Annotated in this window: 12 protein-coding genes and 1 pseudogene; 9 read left to right on the forward strand and 4 right to left on the reverse strand. The window is 37.3% G+C overall.

Translation table 11 applies throughout. The annotated features are described in order from the left end of the window. Positions 1 to 168 precede the first annotated feature (168 nt). Positions 169 to 1,953 (forward strand): glycoside hydrolase family 15 protein, encoded by a 1,785-nt coding sequence (locus IM793_RS21155; protein ID WP_132401178.1) that lies wholly within the window; start codon positions 169 to 171, stop codon positions 1,951 to 1,953. 316 nt (positions 1,954 to 2,269) lie between these two features. Here the strand turns inward: IM793_RS21155 and IM793_RS21160 are convergent, their stop codons facing one another. The 4 genes and pseudogenes from IM793_RS21160 to IM793_RS25065 all read right to left on the reverse strand — a co-directional run. Beyond that, the gene (locus IM793_RS21160) at positions 2,270 to 4,459 is read right to left on the reverse strand and encodes a bifunctional alpha,alpha-trehalose-phosphate synthase (UDP-forming)/trehalose-phosphatase (RefSeq protein WP_193424814.1); all 2,190 of its coding nucleotides are present in this window, start codon (positions 4,457 to 4,459) and stop codon (positions 2,270 to 2,272) included. An 84-nt stretch (positions 4,460 to 4,543) separates the two neighbouring features. Next, complete coding sequence (locus tag IM793_RS21165; protein WP_193424817.1) at positions 4,544 to 5,899, reverse strand: PAS domain-containing sensor histidine kinase; 1,356 nt, start codon at positions 5,897 to 5,899, stop codon at positions 4,544 to 4,546. Positions 5,900 to 5,966: 67 nt separating this feature from the next. After that, complete coding sequence (locus IM793_RS21170) at positions 5,967 to 7,337, reverse strand: sigma-54 dependent transcriptional regulator (RefSeq protein ID WP_193424819.1); 1,371 nt, start codon at positions 7,335 to 7,337, stop codon at positions 5,967 to 5,969. Positions 7,338 to 7,463: 126 nt separating this feature from the next. Next, positions 7,464 to 7,777: pseudogene (locus IM793_RS25065) on the reverse strand (endonuclease domain-containing protein); the annotation flags it as partial. Positions 7,778 to 8,129: 352 nt separating this feature from the next. Between IM793_RS25065 and IM793_RS21180 the strand changes: the two are divergent. The 8 genes from IM793_RS21180 to IM793_RS21215 all read left to right on the forward strand — a co-directional run bounded on the left by IM793_RS21180 (position 8,130) and on the right by IM793_RS21215 (position 25,011). Next, entirely contained in the window at positions 8,130 to 9,374 is a 1,245-nt protein-coding gene (locus tag IM793_RS21180) for an efflux RND transporter periplasmic adaptor subunit (protein WP_193424821.1), read from the forward strand. Between the two features lie 95 nt (positions 9,375 to 9,469). Continuing rightward, positions 9,470 to 10,168 (forward strand): ABC transporter ATP-binding protein, encoded by a 699-nt coding sequence (locus IM793_RS21185; protein ID WP_193424823.1) that lies wholly within the window; start codon positions 9,470 to 9,472, stop codon positions 10,166 to 10,168. Positions 10,169 to 10,387: 219 nt separating this feature from the next. After that, complete coding sequence (locus IM793_RS21190; protein ID WP_193424825.1) at positions 10,388 to 12,760, forward strand: ABC transporter permease; 2,373 nt, start codon at positions 10,388 to 10,390, stop codon at positions 12,758 to 12,760. 76 nt (positions 12,761 to 12,836) lie between these two features. Continuing rightward, a complete protein-coding gene (locus tag IM793_RS21195) occupies positions 12,837 to 15,206 on the forward strand; it encodes an ABC transporter permease (RefSeq protein ID WP_193424827.1) in 2,370 nt (789 codons plus the stop codon). Positions 15,207 to 15,282: 76 nt separating this feature from the next. Beyond that, the gene (locus IM793_RS21200; RefSeq protein WP_193424829.1) at positions 15,283 to 17,655 is read left to right on the forward strand and encodes an ABC transporter permease; all 2,373 of its coding nucleotides are present in this window, start codon (positions 15,283 to 15,285) and stop codon (positions 17,653 to 17,655) included. Positions 17,656 to 17,731: 76 nt separating this feature from the next. Continuing rightward, complete coding sequence (locus IM793_RS21205) at positions 17,732 to 20,104, forward strand: ABC transporter permease (protein WP_193424831.1); 2,373 nt, start codon at positions 17,732 to 17,734, stop codon at positions 20,102 to 20,104. A 69-nt stretch (positions 20,105 to 20,173) separates the two neighbouring features. After that, positions 20,174 to 22,555 (forward strand): ABC transporter permease, encoded by a 2,382-nt coding sequence (locus IM793_RS21210; protein ID WP_193424833.1) that lies wholly within the window; start codon positions 20,174 to 20,176, stop codon positions 22,553 to 22,555. An 80-nt stretch (positions 22,556 to 22,635) separates the two neighbouring features. Beyond that, on the forward strand, positions 22,636 to 25,011 hold the full coding sequence (locus IM793_RS21215; RefSeq protein ID WP_193424835.1) for an ABC transporter permease: 2,376 nt from the start codon (positions 22,636 to 22,638) through the stop codon (positions 25,009 to 25,011). Positions 25,012 to 25,067: the final 56 nt, after the last annotated feature.

Raw genomic sequence — 25,067 nt, forward strand, 5'->3', positions numbered from 1 at the left:
AGGAGCGAGGACTTGGAACGATAGCAGGGCTGTAATTAAGTGATTGAAGTAGGACCTTACATTTTCAAAAAAAAAACATACTCTTAATCATTTTAAAGGCTTTTTTAAATTTTCTCCCTAACTTTTTTCCCATCGGCTTGTTAGTAAAATAAATAAAAAATATAGTCTATGGCCGAACAGCACCTTTATCAAACAGGAATTATAGGAAATTGCGCTTTCATTGCACACGTAAATAAAAATACTGATATCTCATGGCTTTGCTGGCCACGTTTCGATAGTCCGTTTGTTTTTGGGAGTTTATTGGACGAGAAAAAAGGAGGGGAGTTTTCGATTTTACCACAGGGTGAATTCAGTTCAAATCAATATTATATCGAAAATACCAATGTTTTAAGGACAGAAATTACAGCTGAAGACGGGAAATACCGGATTACAGATTTTGCACCACGTTTTCGCCTATACGATCGCTATTTTAAACCACTAATGTTGATCAGAAAGATCGAACCTTTGGAGGGTAATCCACGCATCACCATTAAATGCGAGCCGGTTTGTGACTACGGAAAAGGTAAAATGAAATCTAGCCGGGGCAGTAATCACATTGATTATCTGGGCTGTGATGAAAATATTCGTTTAAGCACCAATGTGTCGCTTACCTATATCATAGATGAAAAGGCATTTGTACTAAATGAGGCAAAATACCTCGTTATGACTTACGGACAAAACCTTGAAGCGCCTGTAGTGAGTACGGCCGAAAATTTTCTTCGTGAAACCATTTCTTATTGGCGCTTATGGATTAAACATTCCTCTATTGCTGGTTTTTACCAACCTTTTGTCATCCGATCGGCCTTGGTTTTAAAAATTCACCAATACGAAGATACTGGGGCAATTATTGCCGCAAGTACCACCAGTTTACCAGAATCGCCGGGTAGCACGCGAAATTGGGATTACCGCTATTGCTGGTTAAGAGATTCACATTATGTATTAACTTCACTCAATCATATCGGTCATTTTGAAGAAATGGAGAAGTATTTCAATTACCTTTCTGATATTTCTCATGCGGAAGATACACGCTACCAACCTTTATACGGTATTGCAGGAGAAAGGCAAATTACCGAACATACGCTAAGTCATTTAGAAGGCTACAAAGGCGAGCAACCAATCAGGATAGGAAACCAGGCTTACGAACATATTCAAAATGATATTTATGGACAGGTTTTAATTTCAATGTTACCGCTTTATACCGATCACCGTTTTGTTTTTTCTGAACGCAGCGATTCAGTAAAGTGGATTGAAAGTGTACTTTCTAAAATTGAACGCACCATTGACGAAAAGGATGCCGGAATTTGGGAATTTAGAAATATTGCCAATGTACATTGTTACAGTAACTTATTTCAATGGGCAGGAGCGCAGGCGGCTTTAAAAATGGCTAAAACTATAGGGAATGAAGATTTTGAAAAACGGGCAAAGGTTTTAATCGATAAGGCTGCGGCACACATTGAAGCTTGTTATGATCCGGAAAGAAAAGTTTATACCAATGCCGTTGGAAGTCCACATTTAGATGCGAGTACTTTACAATTGATTATGATGAATTATCTTGATCCGGCTTCTGATCGGGCAAAGGATCATTTAATTGCTTTGGAAAAAGAATTGAAAACTGAAGACGGACTGTTTTATCGTTACTTGCATGCTGATGATTTCGGGAAGCCGAAAACAACATTTTTAATCTGCGCTTTCTGGTATGTGGAAGCGTTGGCTTGCGTAGGACGTACTGATGAAGCGATTAAGGAATTTGAAAACATTATTAAGTATTGTAACCATCTGCTGTTATTTAGCGAAGATGTTGATGCTAAAACAGGCAGCCAGTGGGGAAATTTCCCACAAGCTTATAGCCATGTGGGTTTAATGAATGCGGCTTACCGTATTGCCATTAAACTGGACAGACCGATATTTTTGTAAGATCGTAAAAGTATCGTCATCTCGACTGGAACGCAGTGGAATGGAGAGATTTATCTAGCAAGATTTCTCAATATAGATTTCTCGACTGCGTTGTACTCTGCTCGAAATGACGATTTATTTCGTAAAAAAGCTTTGACAACTTTAACGTGCACAACGCATATTAAAGTTGCCAAAGCTATTATAAAAAGGTCTGTAGGACACAGACCTTTTTATAAAAATATTTCTATTTAAGTTACGTCATTCCCGTGCATACGGGAATCTTAAAGCAATAAGCATTAAGATCCCCAATCGAGCTGGGGATGACGCTACCGAGAAGTTAACTCCGCTCCACAAATTCTTCCTTCACCAAACTCCAAAGCAGCTTTCTGACCTCTCTAAAATCATTGAGGTAATACTTGGCTTCCGAAATGTTATTGCCAACTTTGATGGTAAAAGCATCATCTGGTAATACCCTGAAAATATCTTCATCGGTATGGTCATCGCCAAGCGCCAAAATAAAATCTGGTTTCTTATCGTAAAGCCAATTTAAGGCTGCTTTGCCTTTGTTAACCTCCATGTTTTTAAACTCAATTACCTTATTGCCCGGCATCAATTGCAAGCCTTTATCTGCAGCAAGTATTTTCATGTGGCTGATAATTTCATTGGCCCTTAAATCGCCTAATCCTTCTTCTGCTTTTCGGTAGTGCCAAACTAAGGAGTAGCTTTTTTCTTCAATAAACGATCCTGGAGTGCGGTCAGTGTATGTTTCTAATAAAGTCTTTATTTCCTGTTTCCATTGGTCGGTGAGTAATGGCAGGCTGTTCCATTTATCTCCGTACGATTTTTGCCAGGCCCCATGCTCTGCAATCAGGTCTACCTTTAAATGCCCAAACCACTGTTCTAAAGTTTCATGTCTTCTTCCGCTGATAATCACTACTTTATTAGCGTTATCAATGGTCAGATTTTCTATTAAATCGTAAAGTTCATCATCAGGAGAGGCATCATCAATATTTCCGGTAAAATCTACCAGTGTACCATCATAATCCAAAAACAGTACCCTGTCGGTTGTTTTGGCATATTTTGCAGCAATTACTTCGTTAATGGTATTTACCGCATGTTTCGTTAGTAACGATTTTTGAGAATCTTTCACTTCGTTTAATCTTAAAATAAAATTGTTTACCCAATGTTTCACATTGAATTTTTCTACAATTGCCCGCATGGCTATCATTCGTTGCTGTTGCTCATCCAAAGGCATTTTTAATGCAGTTACAATGGCCTCCATAATGTCACCAAGGTTGTTGGGGTTAACGATTACGGCATCGGTTAATTCTTTAGAAGCACCGGCCATTTCACTTAATATAAGAACACCGTCATTATTGTTCCTACTGGCAATGTATTCTTTGCTTACCAGGTTCATGCCATCACGCATCGGCGTAACCAAACAGATGTCGGCTGAGGCATAAAGTGCCGATAACACTTCAATAGGGAAGGAACGGTAAAAATAATTAACCGGAATCCAGTTAATAGATCGGTAACGCGCATTTAAATTACCTACAAACTGATCAATTTGGTCCCTTAGCTCACTATATTGAGGTACCGTATCGCGAGAAGGTACGACAATCATAAAAAGTTCTATTTTCCCTATATACTCGGGATGGACCTGAAGCAAAAGTTCTAAAGCTTTTAACCGTTCCAAAATACCTTTGCTATAATCCAGGCGGTCGATAGAAAGGATTACTTTCATCTCTTCTTTTCCGGTCCTGAAATAATCAATTTCTTTTTTCACCTTTTCGGTAGCAGTTAAGCTCGAAAATTTATCATAATCAATTCCCATCGGGAAAGCTTCTACCACAATCTGCCTTTCGTTGCTATTGAGTACGTTTGATGATGAATTTACGGGGAGTAAGCGTGTTGCCGTGCTAATAAAGTGGCGAACATCATCAAAAGTATGGAAACCGATTAAATCAGCACCTATAAGTCCATTTAAAAGTTCTTCGCGCCAGGGAATTAACCTGAATATTTCGTATGATGGAAAGGGAATATGCTGGAAAAAACCGATGGTTGCATTAGGGAGTTTTTCCCTCAAAATACCCGGTAGAAGGAGTAATTGGTAGTCTTGAATCCAGATTTTATCTTTTCTGCCCAATACCTGCATGGCACTTTTTGCAAATTTCTCATTAACAGATTGGTAGCAGTCCCAATAACTTTGTTCATAATGTGCGTAAGTAACCAGATAATGGAATACCGGCCACAATACTTCATTTGAAAAGCCTTCGTAATATAAATTGATTTCGTTTTGGGTGAGGAAAACCGGATAGAGGTTTAATGCAGCGAGTTTTTGTGTAACTTCTTCCTGACGTTCTTCCGGAACCTCGATTCCTGGCCATCCGATCCAGATGGAGTTGCCTGATTTGTACACGTCGCCAAGTCCGGTAGCAAGGCCACCCTCGCTGGGAATAAACGTGTATTCGTCGTTCTCTTCGATGATTTTAACGGGTAGTCTGTTCGATATTATAACTGTTTTCATGCTTGTATTTGATGTATCTATATCTTTAAAAGCATATCAAATTGGTTTTGTTTGAATTTTTAGGTCAAAAAAACATTCAAATGATTAAACGTAGTTAAACACCAATGAAAAAGTGGTACCACTTTCAGGAGTAGAAATTACTTCGATACTGCCTCTATGCATCTTCATAATGTTGCGGCTAATCGTTAATCCAATTCCCGATCCGTTTTTCCTGGTGGTGTAAAATGGAACAAATATTTTTTCCAGATCACTGGCATCAATACCTTTTCCGTTATCGGTAACATCAATATACAGTTTAGTGTTTTCTAAACGGTAATTTACATTGATATAAGGCATTTCCTTATTTTCGACTGCATAAATGCTGTTGGTAATCAGGTTGATCAATACTTGCTCTACTAATTTCAGATCCAGCTGAACGGTGATTTTTGAGGAAGTCTGTTCTACATCCAGCACCACATTTTTAACTTTTGCAAATGGCTGCATTAAAACTTTAATGTGCTTTAATATTTCACCAATGGTGTGCGATTCGAGGTTTGGAGTAGGCAGTTCGGCAATTAAGCGATAATCTTTTACGAAATCCAATAAACCCGATGAACGCCTTTGGATAGTCTGTAGCGCTGTTTTAAGGTCGTCCATTTCATCCTCGGTCAAGTTCTTTTTATCGGTTACCATTTTATTGATTGTATCTGATAATGAGCTGATGGGTGTGATGGAATTTAAAATTTCGTGCGAAATAACGCCGATTAACCTGTTCCATGCTTCAGTTTCTTTTTGCTCAATTTCATCTTTAATATTCTGGAAACTGATGATGGTATAATTTTTCCCGTAAAGGTTTAAGGGGATTACCTCTGTTGATAACTGGATCAGTTTATCCTGGATTTTTAGTTCCAAAAACCGCTTTCCGCCCGTTAAAATTTGCTCTATTTCTGTTCCAAATGCCGGGAGATGCTGTTTTAACCGGTGCCAGTACTTATAAGCGGGTACACCCAAAAGGTTTGACGCAGCCTGGTTGAAAAAGGCAATTTCCTCATCTTTTTCTTCTTTTGTATTGTTCACTACGATTACACCAACCGGAACCTGTTCTAAAATGGTTTTAATCAGTTGAAACATGGCTTCCTGTTCTAATCTGATCTGCTTGTGCACCTGTAAAATATCACTAAACGATTCGTATAATTCAGGAAAGCTTCCCCTCGTTACTTTATTTTTAAAGTTCAAGGTATGATCTCTCGTTTTAACAGCTAAGATAAAACGGTTAATATCCGACCGGATCTGATTGATATAATAGTAAAGTGAAATAATAGTACCCAAAAAAATCAGTGCAACTCCTATTATAGTAAACCAGAGTTGAGTATTTTTAATCAGGTAAAACAGGAGATAGCCCAGCAGATTGATGATCAGCAGGCGGAATATTAAACGGAAGGTAAAGCGTTGGTAAAACATGTTTTTAAAGCTGAAAGCTTAAAGGCGAAAGACTAAAGCTTTAAGCTTTGGTCTTTTAGCTTTCAGCTTAGATTCCAAATTTCTCAATTCTTCTATACAGTGCTGCGCGGGTTAAACCCAATTCGGCTGCAGCTCTTGATATGTTTCCTTTATGTTTATCAATGGCTTTTTGCACCATCATTTTTTCCATATCCTCGAGCGCCATTTCGTCGGGCATTGAATTGTTCTGTGCAAAACGCTGCGGACTTAACTGTAAATCATCTTCCGAAATTTCGTTTCCGTCGCTCATAATTACTGCACGTTCTAAAACATGCTGCAATTCGCGCACATTGCCCGGCCATTTATAATTTAAAAGTACATCTTCTGCTTTATGACTTAATTTACGGATTTCTTTGTGATATTTTGAACTAAAAACCTGCATAAAATGATTCGCTAACAATAAAATATCGGTTCCACGTTTCCGTAATGGAGGCAATAGGAGTTCAACAGTATTGATACGGAAAAGTAAATCTTGTCGAAACGTGTTTTTTGCTACCATTTCGTTTAGTGGCATGTTGGTGGCGGTGATTAAGCGTACATTTACTTTACGTTCTTTACTTTCGCCCAAACGGGTAACCGTACGGTTCTGTAAAACGCTTAATAATTTGGCCTGAAGCGGTAGCGTTAAATTTCCAATCTCGTCTAAAAAAATTGTTCCTCCATCTGCCAGTTCAAACCGTCCGGGTTTATCTTCTTTTGCATCGGTAAAAGCACCTTTGGCATAACCGAAAAGCTCACTTTCGAACAAATTTTCGTTCAAGGAACCTAAATCAACATGCATAAAAACCTGATTTTTGCGCTGCGAGTTTCCGTGAATTTCATAAGCAAAAACCTGTTTTCCGGTACCATTTTCTCCTAAAATTAATACATTTGCATCAGTAGGTGCAACTTTAACCAAAGTGGCCTGTAAGTGTTTAATGCCATCAGCCTGACCAACGATATTCTCAAAACCACGGGTAAGGTCTTTTTGCAAGGAAGAATGTATTTTTTCGAGTTTTTTAACTTTTCTGGTCGATTCCCGTAGTTTTGAGGCCGCAGAAATGGTGGCGAAAAGTTTTTCATTTTCCCAGGGTTTTAAAATGAAATCTGTCGCACCTTTTTTAATTGCTTTAACCGCAAGTTCAACATTTCCAAAGGCTGTCATTAAAATGACTACATAATCTTTATCAATAGATAAAATGTGTTCGAGCCAATATAATCCCTCACGACCGTCACTTGCACCTTTTTGATAGTTCATATCAAGCAGGATGATATCTACTTCATTTTTGCTTAGTAAAACATTGATTTCTTTAGGCGATTTACAGGTAATTACCTGCTTAACCTGCTGTTTTAAAAACAAACGGGCACTAAGCAGGATATCGTCGTCGTCATCGATAATTAAAACTGTGGCGTCTAGCATAACCTCTCCCTATTAAAGTTAGTATATTTTTATTCTTTTTTGCTTTCCCTCTCCTGCAGGAGAGGGAATTGTGTTTCTGTGTTTTGAACCCATCGTCCTTGTTGGGTGTAATTTTTTGCGTTCCTTTTAAGGAGAAAGGTAGCTTTTAATAGGGTTTATAACTCTATCCAAGCTATTATTTACTTCTTCATTCGTAAACCGGATTACAGTTATACCAATCTTCATAAGTTCAATAGTTCGATTTTGATCATATTCTTGATTTTCGGGATTGTTGTGTATTCCTCCGTCAATTTCAATGATTAATTTAGCCTCATGGCAGTAAAAATCTGCAATATATTGATGTAATGGATGCTGCCTTTAAAATTTAAAAGTTTTCTATTTCTCAAACATTGCCAAATGATTTCCTCAGTCTCCGTTTGATTCTTTCGTAGTGCCTTTGAAAATTCAAATAATTTCGAATTGGCACCATGAAATAGGTTGTTTTTATGTTCCTCCGTATCTTACAGATTAATCTTAACCTATTAAAGATAATGGTTTTGTTTTTACGTTGTTGTTTCTAACCTTCTCTTTCTGCACCCTACTATCTCCTCCCTGCCCCCTCTCCTCTAGGAGAGGGGATCAAGTGGAGAGGCAAAAGTAATAAAACTGTCCGCTCCCGCACATCAACTGTTCGATAATGAACATATAAAAATAATAAAAACTTTTAACATTTTGATTGTTAGTATTTTAAATGTGTTTTTAGGTTTTGGCACAAGCTTGGCATAAGGGAAATCGAACAGTACAACCGAACACATGGATAAGAAAATAGAGAAAAAAAGATTTAGCACTAAAACCTTAATTATTATTGGTGGTGCAATTGCTTTTGTAGCAGTTGTAATTTATGGCTATACTTTGTCCCTCAAAAAAGTTTACAGTGCCGATGCCGATAAATTAACCATCAGTAAAGTAGAATATGGCGATTTTGAAGATGTGGTGCTATTAAACGCCAGTGTAGTGCCTTTAACTTCGGTAATTGTAAGTTCGTCAGAAGGGGGTACGGTAGCAGAAATTTTTACTGAGAATGGGGCTTCGGTTGTGAAAGGAACGCCATTATTAAGAATCTCCAATTCAAATGCGATGTTGAGTTATACCTCTAGTCAAACTGCTGCTACCGAGCAGATTAACCAGTTGCGGAAATCGCGGTTGGATTTAGAGCAAAATCAGCGGGTTTTAAATCAGGATGTTTTAGATGTAGAAAATAGCTTAAGAACAGCAACCCGTCAGTATAGATTAGATAGTTCACTTTTCGCCAAAAAAGTAATTACGCTACAAGAATTTAACAAATCCAGTCAGGATTTTGAATATTACCAGGGCAAGCTTAAAATTGTGCGTCAGGCAGTTAAACAGGAAAATCAAAGCCGTAAAATGCAACTGGCACAGATTGATCAATCGATGGGACAAATGAACGAAAGTTTGGAAATGATCCGTAAAAACATCGAAAATATGACGATCAAAGCTCCGGTATCTGGTAAATTGTCATCTTACGATCCTGTAATTGGTAAATCATATAATTCTAACGAAATGATCGGAAAGATCGACGTGTTACAAGGTTATAAACTTCAGGCAGGAGTTGATGAATATTATATTAATCGTGTAAAAGAAGGACAAACTGCTAGCTGTGAGTTTAATGGTAAAACTTATAACTTAACCGTAAGTAAAGTAATTCCAGAGGTTACTGCGGGCCAGTTTCAGGTAGAAATGGTATTTAAAGGTGCTGCACCTGAAGGTTTACGCCGTGGTTTATCATTACAGACCAAATTGACATTATCGGATAACAGCAAATCATTGCTTTTGGCACAAGGACAGTTTTTCCAGAGTACAGGCGGCTCTTGGGTATTTGTAGTAAACAATGGTAAAGCCACCAAGAAAAATGTTAAAATCGGTCGGAAAAACTATCTGTACTATGAAATTTTGGACGGTTTGCAAAAAGGCGACGAAGTAATTACTTCATCTTACGATCAGTTTAACCAGTACGATCAGGTGGAGATTAATAAATAGGGTTGGCGTTAGACATTTAGCGTCAATTAACCAAATAGACAATAAATTAACAATATAATCAGGTCTTGATACCTGGTACTATATACTAAAAAGCTATGATTAAAATAGAAAATCTGGAAAAAGTTTACAAAACAGAAGAAGTAGAAACTACTGCACTTAACGGAATTAACCTTCACGTGGCATCAGGCGAATTTGTTTCCATCATGGGTCCATCAGGCTGCGGAAAATCTACCCTGTTAAATGTAATGGGTTTATTGGATAAGCCTGAAAGTGGAAGCTACAAATTTATCGATACAGAACTTTTAACGCTTAATGATAGAGAGCGTTCAAATTTCCGTAAAAGAAATATGGGATTCGTTTTTCAGAATTTCAATCTGATTGATGAATTAACGGTTTTCGAAAACATCGAACTGCCCTTAATTTATAATAAAATTCCTGCCCCAGAACGCAAGAAATTGGTGAACGAAATTATCGAAAGAATGAATATTGTAAACCGAAGTGGTCACTTTCCGCAACAATTATCGGGTGGACAGCAGCAGCGTGTAGCAGTAGCAAGGGCTTTGGTAACCAAACCAAAACTGGTTCTTGCCGATGAGCCGACCGGAAACCTGGATAGCTCGCATGGTAACGAAGTAATGGAACTGCTTTGCGAGTTGAACGAAACCGGGACTACCATTGTAATGGTTACCCACTCTAGTCATGATGCCAGTTTTTCGAACAGAATCATCAACCTGAAAGATGGACATGTAATATCGGAGAAGATCAATAAAAGCAGGAACGAAGAACTCATATAGAGGCTTAGGGTAAAAGGTTTAAGGCGTAAGGGTTAGTCCACCTTAAACCTTCAGCCCCTAAACCTTACACCTTATAAAAAAAGATTTTAGTTTAGTTAATGATAAGTCTGCCCAAAAATCTTCCTGGATGGGAAGATTTGGGAGGGCGAAATAGTAAAAAACACCAGATAGGCATTTTGAACGCCACACGCTAACCACCTATCTCCAAACAATAACAATATGTTCAAATTAAACCTTAAAATAGCCTTACGTAACCTTTGGAAAAACAAGGGCTTCTCTTTGATTAACATCGGGGGTTTAGCCATTGGCTTAGCCAGTTGTATGGTTTTGTTACTTTATGTCGCTTACGAGTGGAGTTACGACAAACAATTCTCCAATCACGATAAAACGTATGTTGTTTACCAAAACATGGAGGCAAGTGGTAAAACTTTTAGCTGGGCGTGGACACCAAATGTGATGGCTAAAGAAGTGCAGGAAAAAATCCCTGGCGTTAAATATGCCTCACACACTACTTATCCGAGAAAACAATTAATTACCGTTGGTGATAATAAAATAAATAGCAGTGCAATATTTGCCGACCAAAATTTTATTAAAATATTGGATTATAAATTTCTTGAAGGTAATTCAGCACAGGTTTTAAAAGATGTAAATACCATTATTCTGACCAAATCTTTTGCAACAAAATTATTTGGAAACGAAGATCCTATTAATAAGACTGTAAAGCTGGAAAATCAGGAAGCATTAAAGGTTGAAGCGGTAATAGAAGATGCACCAGCAAATAGTAGTTTAACTTTTGAATGCATCATGCCCTGGGCATTGTTCGAAAAACGAGAACCCTGGATGAAGGAAGGCAATTGGGGAAATAATATGTGCTTAACGCTTGTTCAGTTAAAGGATAATAATTTTTTTACTAATGCAAATGATTTGATGCATGGGATCTACAAACGCAATCAGAAAGATAATACGTCCGTAGCTTTATTACATCCTTTAACCAAATGGCACTTATACGATGATTTTGTTAACGGTAAATCGGTAGGTGGAAAAATAGACCAGCTTAAAATATTCTTATTGCTGGCCTTTTGTATCTTGTTAATTGCCTGTGTAAATTTTATGAATTTATCTACAGCACGCTCAGAGCGCAGGGCAAAGGAAGTTGGCGTTCGTAAAGCAATTGGATCAACACGTAAATCGTTAATTAACCAGTTTTTTTTAGAATCCCTGCTCATCACATTTATCGCCACAGTTTTAGCTTTTATCTTAATTGAGGTTAGTTTACCATATTTTAATAGTTTGTTAGATATTAAATTAACAATAGATTATCATAACGGCCTGTTTTGGTTAACACTGGTGGGGCTAATGATTTTAACCGGATTAATTGCGGGTAGTTATCCGGCGCTTTATCTGTCTTCTTTCGAGCCGATAAAAGTGTTAAAAGGTTTCACCCTTAAATCAGACTCATCCACTTCGGTGAGAAAAGTACTAGTGGTTGGTCAATTCGTTTTTGCCGCAAGTTTAATTATCTGCACAGCAGTAATTTATCAGCAACTTAATTATGTTAAAAACAAGCCTATTGGTTATGATCAATCCAATTTAATTCAGATAGCAGTAGTTGGTAAAATGAACGATGCAGCTAAGTTAGAATTGCTTAAAACACAACTTATAGCAGCTGGTGCAACAACTCATGTTACTTCTTTTAGTACAGATTTTACTGAAGGAGGAGACAATACAACGGGTATAGACTGGGAAGGTAAAAATCCGAATGAGAAAATTTCTTTTAACCATAGAACAATAGGGTATGATTTTGTTGAAACGATTGGCACCAAGATGATTAGTGGCAGGGAGTTTTCTGCGAAATTTCCTAATGATACAGCCAGCGTATTGTTAAATGAGGCGGCTGTGCGAATGATGCAATTAAAAAATCCGATTGGCAAAGTAATTACTTTCTGGGGTGATAAAAAGCTAACAATAGTTGGTATTGTAAAAGATTTTGTGGTAGAAAGTGTTTACCAAAGAGTATCCCCAATGATTTTTAGGGCAAATGGAAAGTATGATGCGAGGGTTATCATTGCGCGCTTAAATCCAAATCAAAACATCAGTTCATCACTGGCTAAAATTGATGATATAGTAAAGCAAATGGAACCCAATTATCCTGTTAACCGCAAATTTGTGAACGAATCTTTTGAAGTGAAATTTAAAAATGAAAAAATTCTAGGTTCACTTTCAAACTGGTTTGGTGGTTTTGCCATTTTTATTTCTTGTTTAGGATTATTAGGCCTGGCACTTTTTATGGCAGAGCAACGTAAAAAAGAAATCAGTATCCGTAAGGTTTTAGGTGCCAGCACAGGCAATATCCTCGTATTGCTAAATAAAGATTTTATAAAACTGGTAGCCATTGCAAATATGATCGCATTTCCTTTAGCCTATATTATTATCAATAAATGGCTTTCCGCTTTTGAGTACCGTATTGCCATCTCATTTCTACCCTTTCTGCTGGCGATCCTGATTTCCCTTGTAATTGCAGTTCTAACGGTGAGTTTGCAATCGGTTAAAGTGGCCAAGGCTAACCCGATTGATGCTTTGAAATACGAATAACTAATACGTGTAGCGTTTGGCGATCAGCGTGGATTTATCGCTAACCGCCAAACGCTTTACGCTAAACCTCACAAATATGTTTAAACTCAACCTAAAAATTGCACTACGCAACCTCTGGAGGAATAAAGGATTTACCCTGATTAATCTGGGTGGATTAGCCATTGGCTTAGCCAGTTGCATGGTTTTGTTGTTATATGTAGCTTATGAATATGGTTACGATAAACAATTTACAGATTATGATAAAACATATGTTGTTTATGATAACTCTGTTGCAAATGGTAAAACTTTTAGCTGGGCCTGGACACCGGGAAAAATGGCAGATCAGGTAAAAGAGAAGATACCTGGAGTTGCTTATGCTGCGCAATCAAGTTATCCCAATCAACTATTAATCGAACATGATGCCAGGAAGCTAAGGGCTAAGGGTGTTTTTGTAGGTGCTGACTTTCTTAAAATTCTTGACTATAAATTTATAAGTGGCCAGCCTAAACAACCCTTACAAGGACTCAATACTGTTATTTTAACAAAAACACTGGCAGAAAAATTATTTGGGGGAGAAGATCCCATTAATAAAGTGGTAAAGCTGGATAACAATGATCTCTTAAATGTAGAAGCGGTAATTCAAGATGTCCCGGCAAACAGCAGTGTCAAATTTGATTATTTAATGTCATGGGCTTTGTACGAAAAAAGAGAGCCCTGGGTTAAAAATTCTACTTTCGGAAATAACATTTGTTTAACCTTGGTACAATTACAGAGCTCTGACCAATTAGCTAAAGCCAATGCCGCCATAAAATATATTTATCAACGAAATGATAAAGATGTAAACAATGAAGCATTTTTGCATCCTTTGGCAAAATGGCATTTATATGATGAGTTTGAAAATGGAAAATCAATTGGTGGAAAGATAGATCAGTTAAAAATATTTTTAATGCTGGCGTTTTGTATCTTATTAATCGCCTGTGTAAATTTCATGAACCTTTCAACTGCCCGCTCAGAGAAAAGGGCTAAGGAAGTTGGTGTCCGCAAAGCAATCGGTTCATCCAGAAAATCATTAATTGGCCAGTTTATGCTTGAGTCGGTTTTACTTACGTTGATAGGTACCGTACTTGCGTTTGTACTTGCAGAAATAAGCCTACCTTATTTTAACAATTTATTAGGTATAAATCTGGTTATAGAATACCAGAACTGGAAGTTTTGGTTTGGGCTTTTGGTGTTAATCACTTTTACGGGATTATTAGCCGGCAGCTACCCCGCAATTTATCTCTCATCTTTTGAACCGGTAAAAGTAATTAAAGGGTTTAGTGCAAAAGCGGGCTCATCTGTTTCTATCCGTAAAATATTGGTTGTTTTTCAGTTTATTTTTGCGGTATGTCTAATTATTTGTACCATAGTTATTTATCAACAATTAAGCTATATTAAAAATAAGCCAATCGGATATGATAAAGGAAACCTTATACAGATAGCCGTACAAGGAAATTTAAAAGACCAGAAAAAAGCAGCATTACTTAAAGAACAACTATTAAAATCCGGAGCTGCAGCAAGTGTAACTACTTTCAGCATGGACATTAGTGAGGGAGGAAATAATACATCAGATATTACCTGGCAAGGTAAAAATCCAAAAGAAAAAGCCCTGTTTAATTTTAGGGCTATAGGTGCTGATTTTATTAAAACCATTGGAACGGAATTGATAGCCGGTAGAGAATTTTCCGCCCAATTCCCTAATGATACAAATAGTGTATTGCTTAATGAATCGGCAGTAAAAATGATGGGGCTTAAAAATCCTGTAGGAAGCATAGTTAGATGGGGTACATCTGATAATACCGTAGTTGGTGTGGTTAAAGATTTTGTAGTAGAATCGGCTTACCAGAAAGTAGCACCAATGATTTTCTATGCTGGTATTAAGGATGGGTTAGAAGTGATCCTGGTTAGATTAAACACCACGAAAAATATTAGTTCATCACTTTCTGATATTGATAACATAGTTAAGCGTATTGAACCTAATTTTCCTGTCGACAGAAAATTTGTTGAAGAGTCTTTTGAAGTAAAATTTCAAAATGAAAAACTTTTGGGTACACTTTCCAACTGGTTCGGTGGTTTTGCCATCTTCATTTCTTGTTTAGGCTTATTGGGATTAGCCCTGTTTATGGCCGAGCAACGTAAAAAAGAAATCAGCATCCGCAAGGTTTTGGGCGCTAGCACAGCCAACATCCTCACGTTATTGAATAAAGATTTTATAAAACTGGTTGCCATTGCAAACCTGATCGCATTTCCGTTGGCTTATATTATGATCAATAAATGGCTTTCGGGCTACGAATACCGTATTTCGGTTTCCGCCCTACCATTTATTGTGGCCATAAGCCTATCGGTGATTATAGCAATACTTACCGTAAGTGTGCAATCGGTTAAAGTAGCGAAAGCAAATCCAATTGATGCTTTAAAATATGAATAAGCCATGCGCTTAGTGTTTGGCGATCAGCGTGGATTTACCGCTAACCGCCAAACACTTTACGCCAACCCTCAATAATATGTTTAAACTTAACTTAAAAATTGCACTGCGTAACCTTTGGCGAAACAAGGGATTTTCTTTAATAAATATTGGTGGCTTAGCTTTAGGGTTAGCAAGTTGTATGCTTCTATTATTGTATATATCCTACGAGTTTGGATTTGATAAGCAATTTAAGAATTACAGCACAACCTATGTTGCCCACACCAATATGAATGCCAATAATAAAGTACACAGCTGGGCCTGGACCCCTGGTTTACTGGCACCAGAGCTTAAAGAAAAATATGCAGGTATTGTAAACGCAGCAAGATCTACTTATCCATTTGAGCAATTAATTAGCTATAAAGATATAAAGATCAAAAATAGAGGTTTGTTTGCCGATCCGTCTTTCCTGAAAATATTGGATTATAAATTTTTAAGTGGTAATGCTGTATCACCACTTAAGGATATTAACAGCGTTATTTTAACTCAATCATTATCCAGAAAATTATTTGCAAACGAAAATCCTGTAGGTAAAATTGTAAAGCTGGATAATAAAGACGGATTAAAAGTTGAAGCAGTAATTGCTGATTTACCAGCAAATAGCAGCATCAGATTCGATTATATCATGCCTTGGAAATTAAATGAAAAATTGAATGAATGGGTAACGAAACAAGGGTGGGGGAGTAATTTCTGTTTAACCCTCGTTCAACTTCAAAATAGTAATTTGTTGGATAAGGTAAATGCCGAGGTTAAAACTATTTATAAAACCCATGATGGTAAATCGAATACTAACGAATTGTTTTTACATCCTTTATCGAAATGGCATCTGTACGATGAATTTGAAAATGGTGTAACTGTAGGTGGAAAAATAGGACAGCTGAAGATTTTCTTTATGCTGGCTATTTGTATTCTCCTAATTGCTTGTGTAAACTTTATGAATCTTTCAACCGCCCGATCTGAGAAAAGAGCAAAAGAAGTCGGCGTTCGCAAAGCGATTGGATCTAGTAGAAAATCATTAATAGCTCAGTTTATCCTCGAAAGTACTTTACTCTCTTTAATCGGAACTGTTGTTGCCTTTACCCTAGTTGAAATTAGCCTGCCTTACTTTAACAACTTGTTAAATATTAACCTGATTATTCAATACAATGACTGGAGGTATTGGACTACATTAATTGGATTAATTTTATTTACAGGATTACTAGCGGGTAGTTATCCTGCATTTTACCTGTCGTCTTTTGAACCTGTAAAAGTGCTTAAGGGCTTCAGCTTCAGAGCTGGCTCAGCTATCTCAATAAGAAAGGTACTAGTGTTATCTCAATTTGTATTTGCAGCAAGTTTAATTGTTTGCACTGTGGTTATCTATCAGCAATTGAATTACATTAAAAATAAACCAATAGGTTATAATCAAGGTAACCTGATGCAGATGGCAGCTATGGGTAATTTAATGAGTTCAAAAAAAATCGACTTATTAAAAACGCAGCTAATCAAATCAGGTGCCGCCCAAAATGTTTCGTTACTCAGTATGAATATTGATGAAGGTGGCAACAATACATCTGCTATTAATTGGAGTGGCAAAAATCCCAATGAAAAAGTATTGTTTAACCAAAGAGGGATAGGATACGATTTTATAGCCACTACTGGTACAAAAATGATAGCAGGAAGAGAATTTAGTGCTGAATTTCCAGGTGATTCTAACAAGGTTTTGATAAATGAAGCTGCTGTTAAAATAATGGGACTTAAAAATCCGGTGGGTACAGTAATTGATTATGATGAATCCAAATCTACAATTATTGGCGTAATGAAAGATTTTGTCGCAGAATCTCCGTATCAAAAAGTTGCCCCAATGATTTTTAATCGAATTTATAAAGATGAAGGAGGAGTAATTTTAATTCGATTAAACGAGGCACAAAACATCAGCACTTCGCTGGCACAAATCGATGCGCTAGTAAAAGCTATAAACCCAGATTATCCCGTAGACAGGAGATTTGTCAGTGATTCTTTTGAAGTAAAATTTCAAAATGAAAAACTTTTGGGTACACTTTCCAACTGGTTCGGTGGCTTTGCCATCTTCATTTCTTGTTTAGGCTTATTGGGATTAGCCCTGTTTATGGCCGAGCAACGTAAAAAAGAAATCAGCATCCGCAAGGTTTTGGGCGCCAGTACAGCCAACATCCTCACGTTATTGAACAAAGATTTTATAAAACTGGTTGCCATTGCAAACCTGATCGCATTTCCGTTGGCTTATATTATTATCAATAAATGGCTTTCTGCTTACGAATACCGTATTTCGGTTTCCGCCCTACCATTTATTGTGGCCATAAGCCTATCGGTGATTATAGCAATACTTACCGTAAGTGTGCAATCGGTTAAAGTAGCGAAAGCAAACCCGATTGATGCACTTAAATATGAATAAGCCATGCGCTTAGCGTTTGGCGATCAGCGTGGATTTACCGCTAACCGCCAAACACTTTACGCCAACCCTCAATAATATGTTTAGACTTAACTTAAAAATTGCACTGCGTAACCTTTGGCGAAACAAGGTGAGCTCCTTTATTAACGTAATTGGGCTGGCCATTGGCTTGGCTGCCTGTTTAATGTTGCTCTTGTATGTTACTTACGAATGGAACTTTGATAAGCAGGCTAAAGAATCGGCTAACGTTTTTACCACTATGACCAATATTCCGGGAGACAACGGTAAGATTTTCGGAACTTTTGAAGGCTCAACCACTGCTTTCGGCCCCGTAATTAAACAAAGTTTGCCAGAACTGAAGTACATGGCGAGGATGGACTATGGGGGCAAGAATTTAATAGCGAACGGACAGAACGCCTTTAAACGTCAATCTAAATTCGCCGAGCCTGATATCTTAAAAATGTACAATTATGAATTTATTTATGGCAACGCGAGCACAGCGTTAAGTAATCCAAATTCGGTTATTTTAACTGAATCTACCGCTAAAGTATTGTTCGGAACAGCAGATGTACTGAATAAAAGCGTACGTTTTAAAGATCTTTTGGATTTGAATATAACCGGTGTAATTAAAGATCAACCTGATAATAGCTCCAATAAATTTGATTATTTAATGCCCTGGTCTTTATACGAAACGATTGATGCAAGCGCCAAAGATCTAAACTGGAGCAATTTTAGTTTTGTAACACTGGTGATGCTAAAAAATGGAGCAAACTTAAATTTGGTTAACCAAAAAATCAATCAGATAGAGAAAAAAAATAATATAAATAATGAACAATCACAGGTGCTGTTCCCATTGGCAAGGCTACATTTATATGGTAAGTTCGAAGATGGCAAAAGTATTGGTGGCGCAATAGAACAGATTTATCTGTTTGTTGGACTCGCTTTTGGAATTCTTTTAATAGCCTGCATTAATTTTATGAACATGGCTACAGCCAAGTCCGAAAAACGCGCAAAAGAGGTTGGCATAAAGAAGACTATTGGCGCCAACCGTAGTTCGCTGATTGTACAGTTCTTAACCGAATCAATGATGTTAACATTTATTGCGGTGATTTTTTCGATTGCCATCCTCGAGATCTTTTTGCCCGCTTTTAACAACCTGTTGAATATAAAATTGAATATCTCTTATTTCAACAGCACCAGCTGGTTAGGCATTCTTGGGATTGTTTTAGTCACCGGATTAATCGCGGGCAGTTACCCTGCATTTTACCTCTCGTCTTTTAACCCCATACAAACCTTAAAAAGAAAAATTAAAACGAAAAGTTTCTTTTCGGTGAGTTTAAAGCAGGTATTGGTAGTAGGGCAGTTTTGTTTTGCTATTATCCTCATTATTTCCACTTTAGTTATCTACAAACAGATCCAGTACATTAAAAACAGACCAGTAGGATTTGATGTGAACACTTTGGTAGAAATGCCGCAGGATGGGGAACTGAAAACAAAATATGAGCTGCTGCGAAATGAACTCCTAAAATCTGGGGCAGTTACCTCCATGTTCCAATCATCAGTTAGCTTATCGCATCATGGACAAAATTTTGCAGGTATCGAATGGGAAGGAATGTTGAAAGCGACAAACAATCAAATGTTTAACCAGGTAATTACCACTTACGATTTTATCAAAACCAATGGCATCAAATTAACTAGGGGGAGAGATTTTTCGGAGAACTTCGCTTCAGATACCAGTGCTGTGATGGTAAGTGCTTCGGCAGTGAAAATTTTTGACTATAAAAATCCGGTGGGCAAAACAATTACCATTTTTGGCGATAAATTTAACATCATAGGTGTTTTCGACGATTATGTCTGGGATTCGCCTTATAAATCGAATAACCCGATGGTGGTGTTTTTTGATAAGAAACAAACGGGAAACATCACGATGCGTCTAAATGAAAATAACAGCCTTCAAAGTAATATTGAAACCATCAGCAGAATTACAAAAGCTTTAAATCCGGCTTATCCATTAGAGATTAATTTTTTAAATAACGTTTATGCTGAAAAATACAATGCCGAAAAAACGTTAGGTATCCTGTCTAATCTTTTCGGTGGACTGGCCATTTTTGTTTCCTGTTTAGGCCTTTTTGGTCTCGTAGCTTATAGTGCTGAGCAAAGGACAAAAGAATTTGGGGTACGCAAGGTGCTAGGAGCATCTTTACTTAATTTAATGCAATTGCTGTCGCTCTCTTTTGTGAAAATGATTGTAGTTGCTATCGTTATCGCTATTCCTTTGAGTTATTATTTAATGAATAAATGGCTGATGAAATTCGAATTCCACACCGAAATATCATGGTGGATTATGCCGATAGCCGGGTTTGGTACTTTACTAATGGCATTGATTACGGTAAGTTTTCAGGCCTATAAAACTGCAAGAGCAAACCCTGTAAATGCACTTAAATACGAGTAATCCAGTTGGCAGTTTTCAGTTAACAATTTAACAATTAACCAGTTTAACAATTAATACAGTTAACCTATCATGTTTAGACTCAACTTTAAAATAGCCCTGCGTAACCTTTGGAAGAACAAAGGCTTTACCTTGATCAATGTTGGTGGATTGGCAATCGGCATGGCCTGTTGTTTGATGTTACTTTTGTATGTATACTACGAATGGAGCTTCGATAAGCAATATAAAAATGCTAATAAGGTATATATTGCTGCATTAAACTTAAAGTTTAACGGCAAACTGGCTACTACCATGGCGGTTCCGAATAAACTAGCCAAAGCAGGCGCTTCAGAACTGCCGGGCATTAAAAGTGCAGCCCGCATGTCGATGAATAACGGAGAGAAGTTGTTCAGCCGTAATCAGCATAATTTTAAACTTTCAGGGATGAATGTTGATCCGGATTTTTTAAAGATCCTGGATCACAAATTCATTTACGGAGATCTAAATACGGCTTTAAACGAACCGAATAATGTATTGATCAGCCAATCTACTGCTAAAAGACTATTTGGCGAGGAGAACCCGATCGGACAAAGCATCAAATATGATAACAGGATCAGTTTAAAAGTGACAGCCGTTATAGAAGACCTTCCCAAAAACCAGAGTATGCAATACGATGTGTTGCAGCCATGGGCTTTTTTTGAACAGGAAAATCCTTCTGAAAAAGAAAATAGTTGGGGCGCCATTACCTGTTTAACTTTATTTCAGCTTAAGGATAATGCTTCCCTGGAGGCTACAAATGCGGCTCTAAAACATTTTATTGTAGATAAAGAGCCTGATTTAAAAGAAATGACTTATGAACCTTTTCTTTTTCCTTTGAGCAAACTTCACCTGTATGATGATTTTGATAATGGAAAAGTGGTCGGGGGTAAAATCGATCAGTTAAGATTATTCGTTTTTCTGGCTATATGCGTGCTGTTTATCGCCTGCATCAATTATATGAACCTTTCTACAGCCAAATCTGAAAAACGGGCGAGAGAAGTAGGGGTGCGAAAAGCTTTAGGATCAACCCGCAACACCATTATGGGGCAGTTTATGGTAGAATCATTCTTATTGTCGTTTTTAGCCATGTTGATCGCTTTCACGCTACTCGAGGTTTCATTACCTTATTTTAACAACCTGCTCGATATTTCAATCAAAATTAATTATGGCGCAACCGGCTTTTGGGCGGTATTGCTTGCTATGATTTTGATTACCGGTCTGCTTGCCGGCAGTTATCCTGCATTTTACCTCTCCTCTTTTATCCCTGTAAAAGTACTTAAGGGATTTAAAGGCTCAACAGGTTCATTATCAATTCGTAAAATCCTGGTGGTGGTACAGTTTAGTCTTTCCATCTGCATGATTATTTCGGCAATTGTAATTTATAGCCAGATCCAGCACCTTAAAAATAAGCCTTTAGGTTTTGATGAAACGGCATTGGCACAGATCGACCTGGAAGGGGAATGGACAAAACCCGAAAAACTCAAAACCTTTAAAAATGAGCTGGAAAGGGAAGGGGCTATTGTTGCCGCAACGGAATATGCTAACTCTTTTACCAATAGCGGTCACATTACTGGCGATATTCAATGGCCCGGCAAACCTAAAAATGATGTCTCTATTATTAATTATAGAAGTACAGGTTTCGATTTTGCCAAAACAACTGGTGTAAAGATTCTTGCAGGGAGAGATTTTGATTCTAAATTTTCAGCTGATACCTCTACATCTCTGCTCCTCAATCAAAGTGCTGTTAAAATAATGGGGTTAAAAAATCCTGTCGGTACCGTTATCCATTGGGGCGATAACCCGCCACTTAAAGTGGTGGGCGTTGTGCAGGATTATTCTAGCGAATCACTTGCTTCTAAAATAGAGCCTACAGTTTATTATTACAATGTTAAAACGAGTCGGGTTTTGCTGCTTAAACTCAATCCTAAGCAATTGCTTTCTAATTCAATCGAAGCGATAAAATCGGTAAGTCGACGTTTAAATCCTGCTTATCCAATTGAAGTGAAAATGGTTAGCCAGGGCATGGCCGAAAAACTCCGGAGCGAAAGGTTACTTAGCGTCCTTTCGAACATTTTTGGAGGATTTGCCATTTTTATTTCCTGCTTAGGTTTATTGGGTTTAGCGCTATACACCGCTGAACAGCGCAGTAAAGAAATCAGTATCCGTAAAGTATTGGGCGCCAATCTTTCTGATATCCTGATCCTTTTGAACAAAGATTTTATGAAACTGGTAATCATTTCCAATGTGATCGCTATCCCGGTAGCCTATATTCTTGTTGCCAAATGGCTGGAAAAATATGATTATAAAATTACGATTAATCCATGGCCTTTTTTGCTTGCCCTTTTAACCTCGGTAATTATTGCCATTTTAACAGTAAGCCTGCAAACCTTTAAAGTGGCCAAAGCAAATGCTGTTGATGCACTTAAATATGAATAAAAGCTGAAAGCTAAAAGACTAAAGACTAAAGCGAATTGCTAGAGTCTTGATACCAGATACTAAATACTTGATACTAAAATATGTTCAAATTAAACTTAAAAATCGCATTGCGAAACCTTTGGAGAAATAGAGGTATTACTTCAATTAATGTTGGTGGTTTAGCCATTGCTTTGGCTGCTTTTATTTTAGTTGTGCTTTATTTTACTTACGAAACCAGCTTCGATAAAACCAATCCAAACTACAACAATATTTATGTAGTTGGACGGATTGAGCCTGATTTTAAAACGAACTACACTTCGCCGCCATTTGCAAAAGCAATAAAACAGAATTTCCCGGAGGTAGAAAATGCGGGAATTACAAAACGCGGGTTTTTTGAATTTACCATGAAGAATGGCAAGAACACGTTATTTGCCAAAAACTTTATGCAGGCTGATTACAATGCAGCTAAAATTCTCAATTTAAAACCTACGGGCGGATTAGAGAAACCTTCAGGTGATGCTGACAGACTTTCTTACCTGAGCGAGGAAAACATGAAAGTGCTTTTTCCAAATAAAACAGATAACAAGCCTGAAATGGTAGGAATGGGAGCAAGCAATTCGGGCATTACCAGTAAAATTAATGGTTCAATTAAAAATAATTTACATTCAAATATTACTTTCGACGGCATTTCAATCGGTAATGAAATAGGGCAGGGTGAAAATTATGGATATAACAATTACACGACCTATATTCAGGTAAAACCTGGAACTGACGTTGCAAATCTGGAACAAAAAATCACAGACTTATACCGGAAAGAATTATTAAAAGGCGAAACTGACCAGAAAACAATAGAAGAAATAAAAGGTGTTTCAACATTTTTAGACCCGCTTGCAAATTTGCACCTCAGGCCAAAGGCGGGTAATGATGCGCCTTATAAAATACTAATCGCCCTTTCTGTACTTGGAATTCTGATCCTGGTTATTGCCTGTATCAATTTCACTAATCTAAGCATTGCTCAGGCTACAAAAAGGGCCAAAGAAGTCGGCATAAAAAAAGTAATGGGTGCTTATCGTTTCCAGCTTACCAGGCAATTTCTTACCGAAATATTTATTCAATGTTTTGTCGCTACAATTCTTGCCTTAACAATAGCAGAATTAGCCTTGCCATATTTCAATAACCTTTTTCAGGTTAGTTTATCCATCTGGAATATTGAAAATAACTTATTCTGGCAATTGCCCTTAATTTTATGCCTGATTACATTTGTGGCAGGCACTTATCCAGCCTTAGTATTATCCGGTTTCAAACCTGCGTTAGTGCTAAAAGGTAATTTTTCGACCAGTAAACAAAGTTCATGGCTGCGAAATGGCCTATTGATTTTTCAGTTTAGCATTGCGGTGATTTTTATAATCGGTTTGTTCATCATCAACGCCCAGTTGAAATATATGCGGACTCAGGATCTGGGTTTTACAGCAAATCAGGTTGTTTACATTAAAAACATAAGCCTTTTCAATAAACATGAAAAATTTGCTCCGGTTAGAGATAAAATCTTAAAAATCCAGGGAATAAAATCAGTAACTGTAGCTACTGGTGTTCCTGATGGGAGCGAAAATGGAGGTAACGGTTATACCGTAAATGGTGTGCAGAAAAGCATTGATTTTGTCGATGTGGATTTTGATTACTTTGAAACACTTGATATTAAATTAAAAGAGGGGCGGTTTTTCTCAAAGTCATTTAGTACCGATACTACGAATTCTGTTGTGATAAATGAAAGTGCTGTTGCGAAATATGGAATTAAAAATCCAGTCGGACAAACAATAAGAGGCTGTAATATAGATTATAAGATTGTAGGGGTAGCAAAAGATTTTAAAGCACAAGGATTTGAAAGTGCCGTTCAGCCTACTATTTATGCAATTAAAAATCCTTGCGGAAATTCAAAAACACAAATTATGGTTAAAATTGAGGAAAATAAAATGGCTGATGCTTTGGCTGCTTTGAAAGCACAATGGCCACAAATAAATCCTCAGGACGGCGAAGACTTTCGATATGAATTTTTAGATGAACTTTACGGCAAACTTTTCAAAAAACAGGAGCAGTTACAATCCGTGTTTTTCGCAGCCGCATTGCTCACCATCTTCATTGCTATTTTGGGTTTGTTTGCCTTTGCAAAATACATCACCAACGGACGCATCAAAGAGATTGCAGTGCGCAAAATTTTGGGTGCAAGTGATATTCAGATCTTCAAATTAATTAACAGTTCATTTTTTATCATGGTACTCGTAGCTAACGTAATTTCCTGGCCGGTAGCTTATATCCTTACTAAAAAATGGCTCGAAACTTTTGCCTACCGGATTGATTTACCTGTGCTGCCCTTTGTTAGTAGCGCAACAATTACCATTTTATTAGCTGTAATAACTGTAAGCATTCAGGCAAAAAAAGCGGTTAAAGCAAACCCTGTTGATGCGTTGAAATACGAATAATAGCTGAAAACTTAAAGATCAAAGACTGAGGTAACTTGCTGGTGTCTTGATACCTG

Origin of the sequence: Pedobacter sp. MR2016-19 (assembly GCF_014947265.1) — a bacterium.
Lineage (GTDB): Bacteria > Bacteroidota > Bacteroidia > Sphingobacteriales > Sphingobacteriaceae > Pedobacter.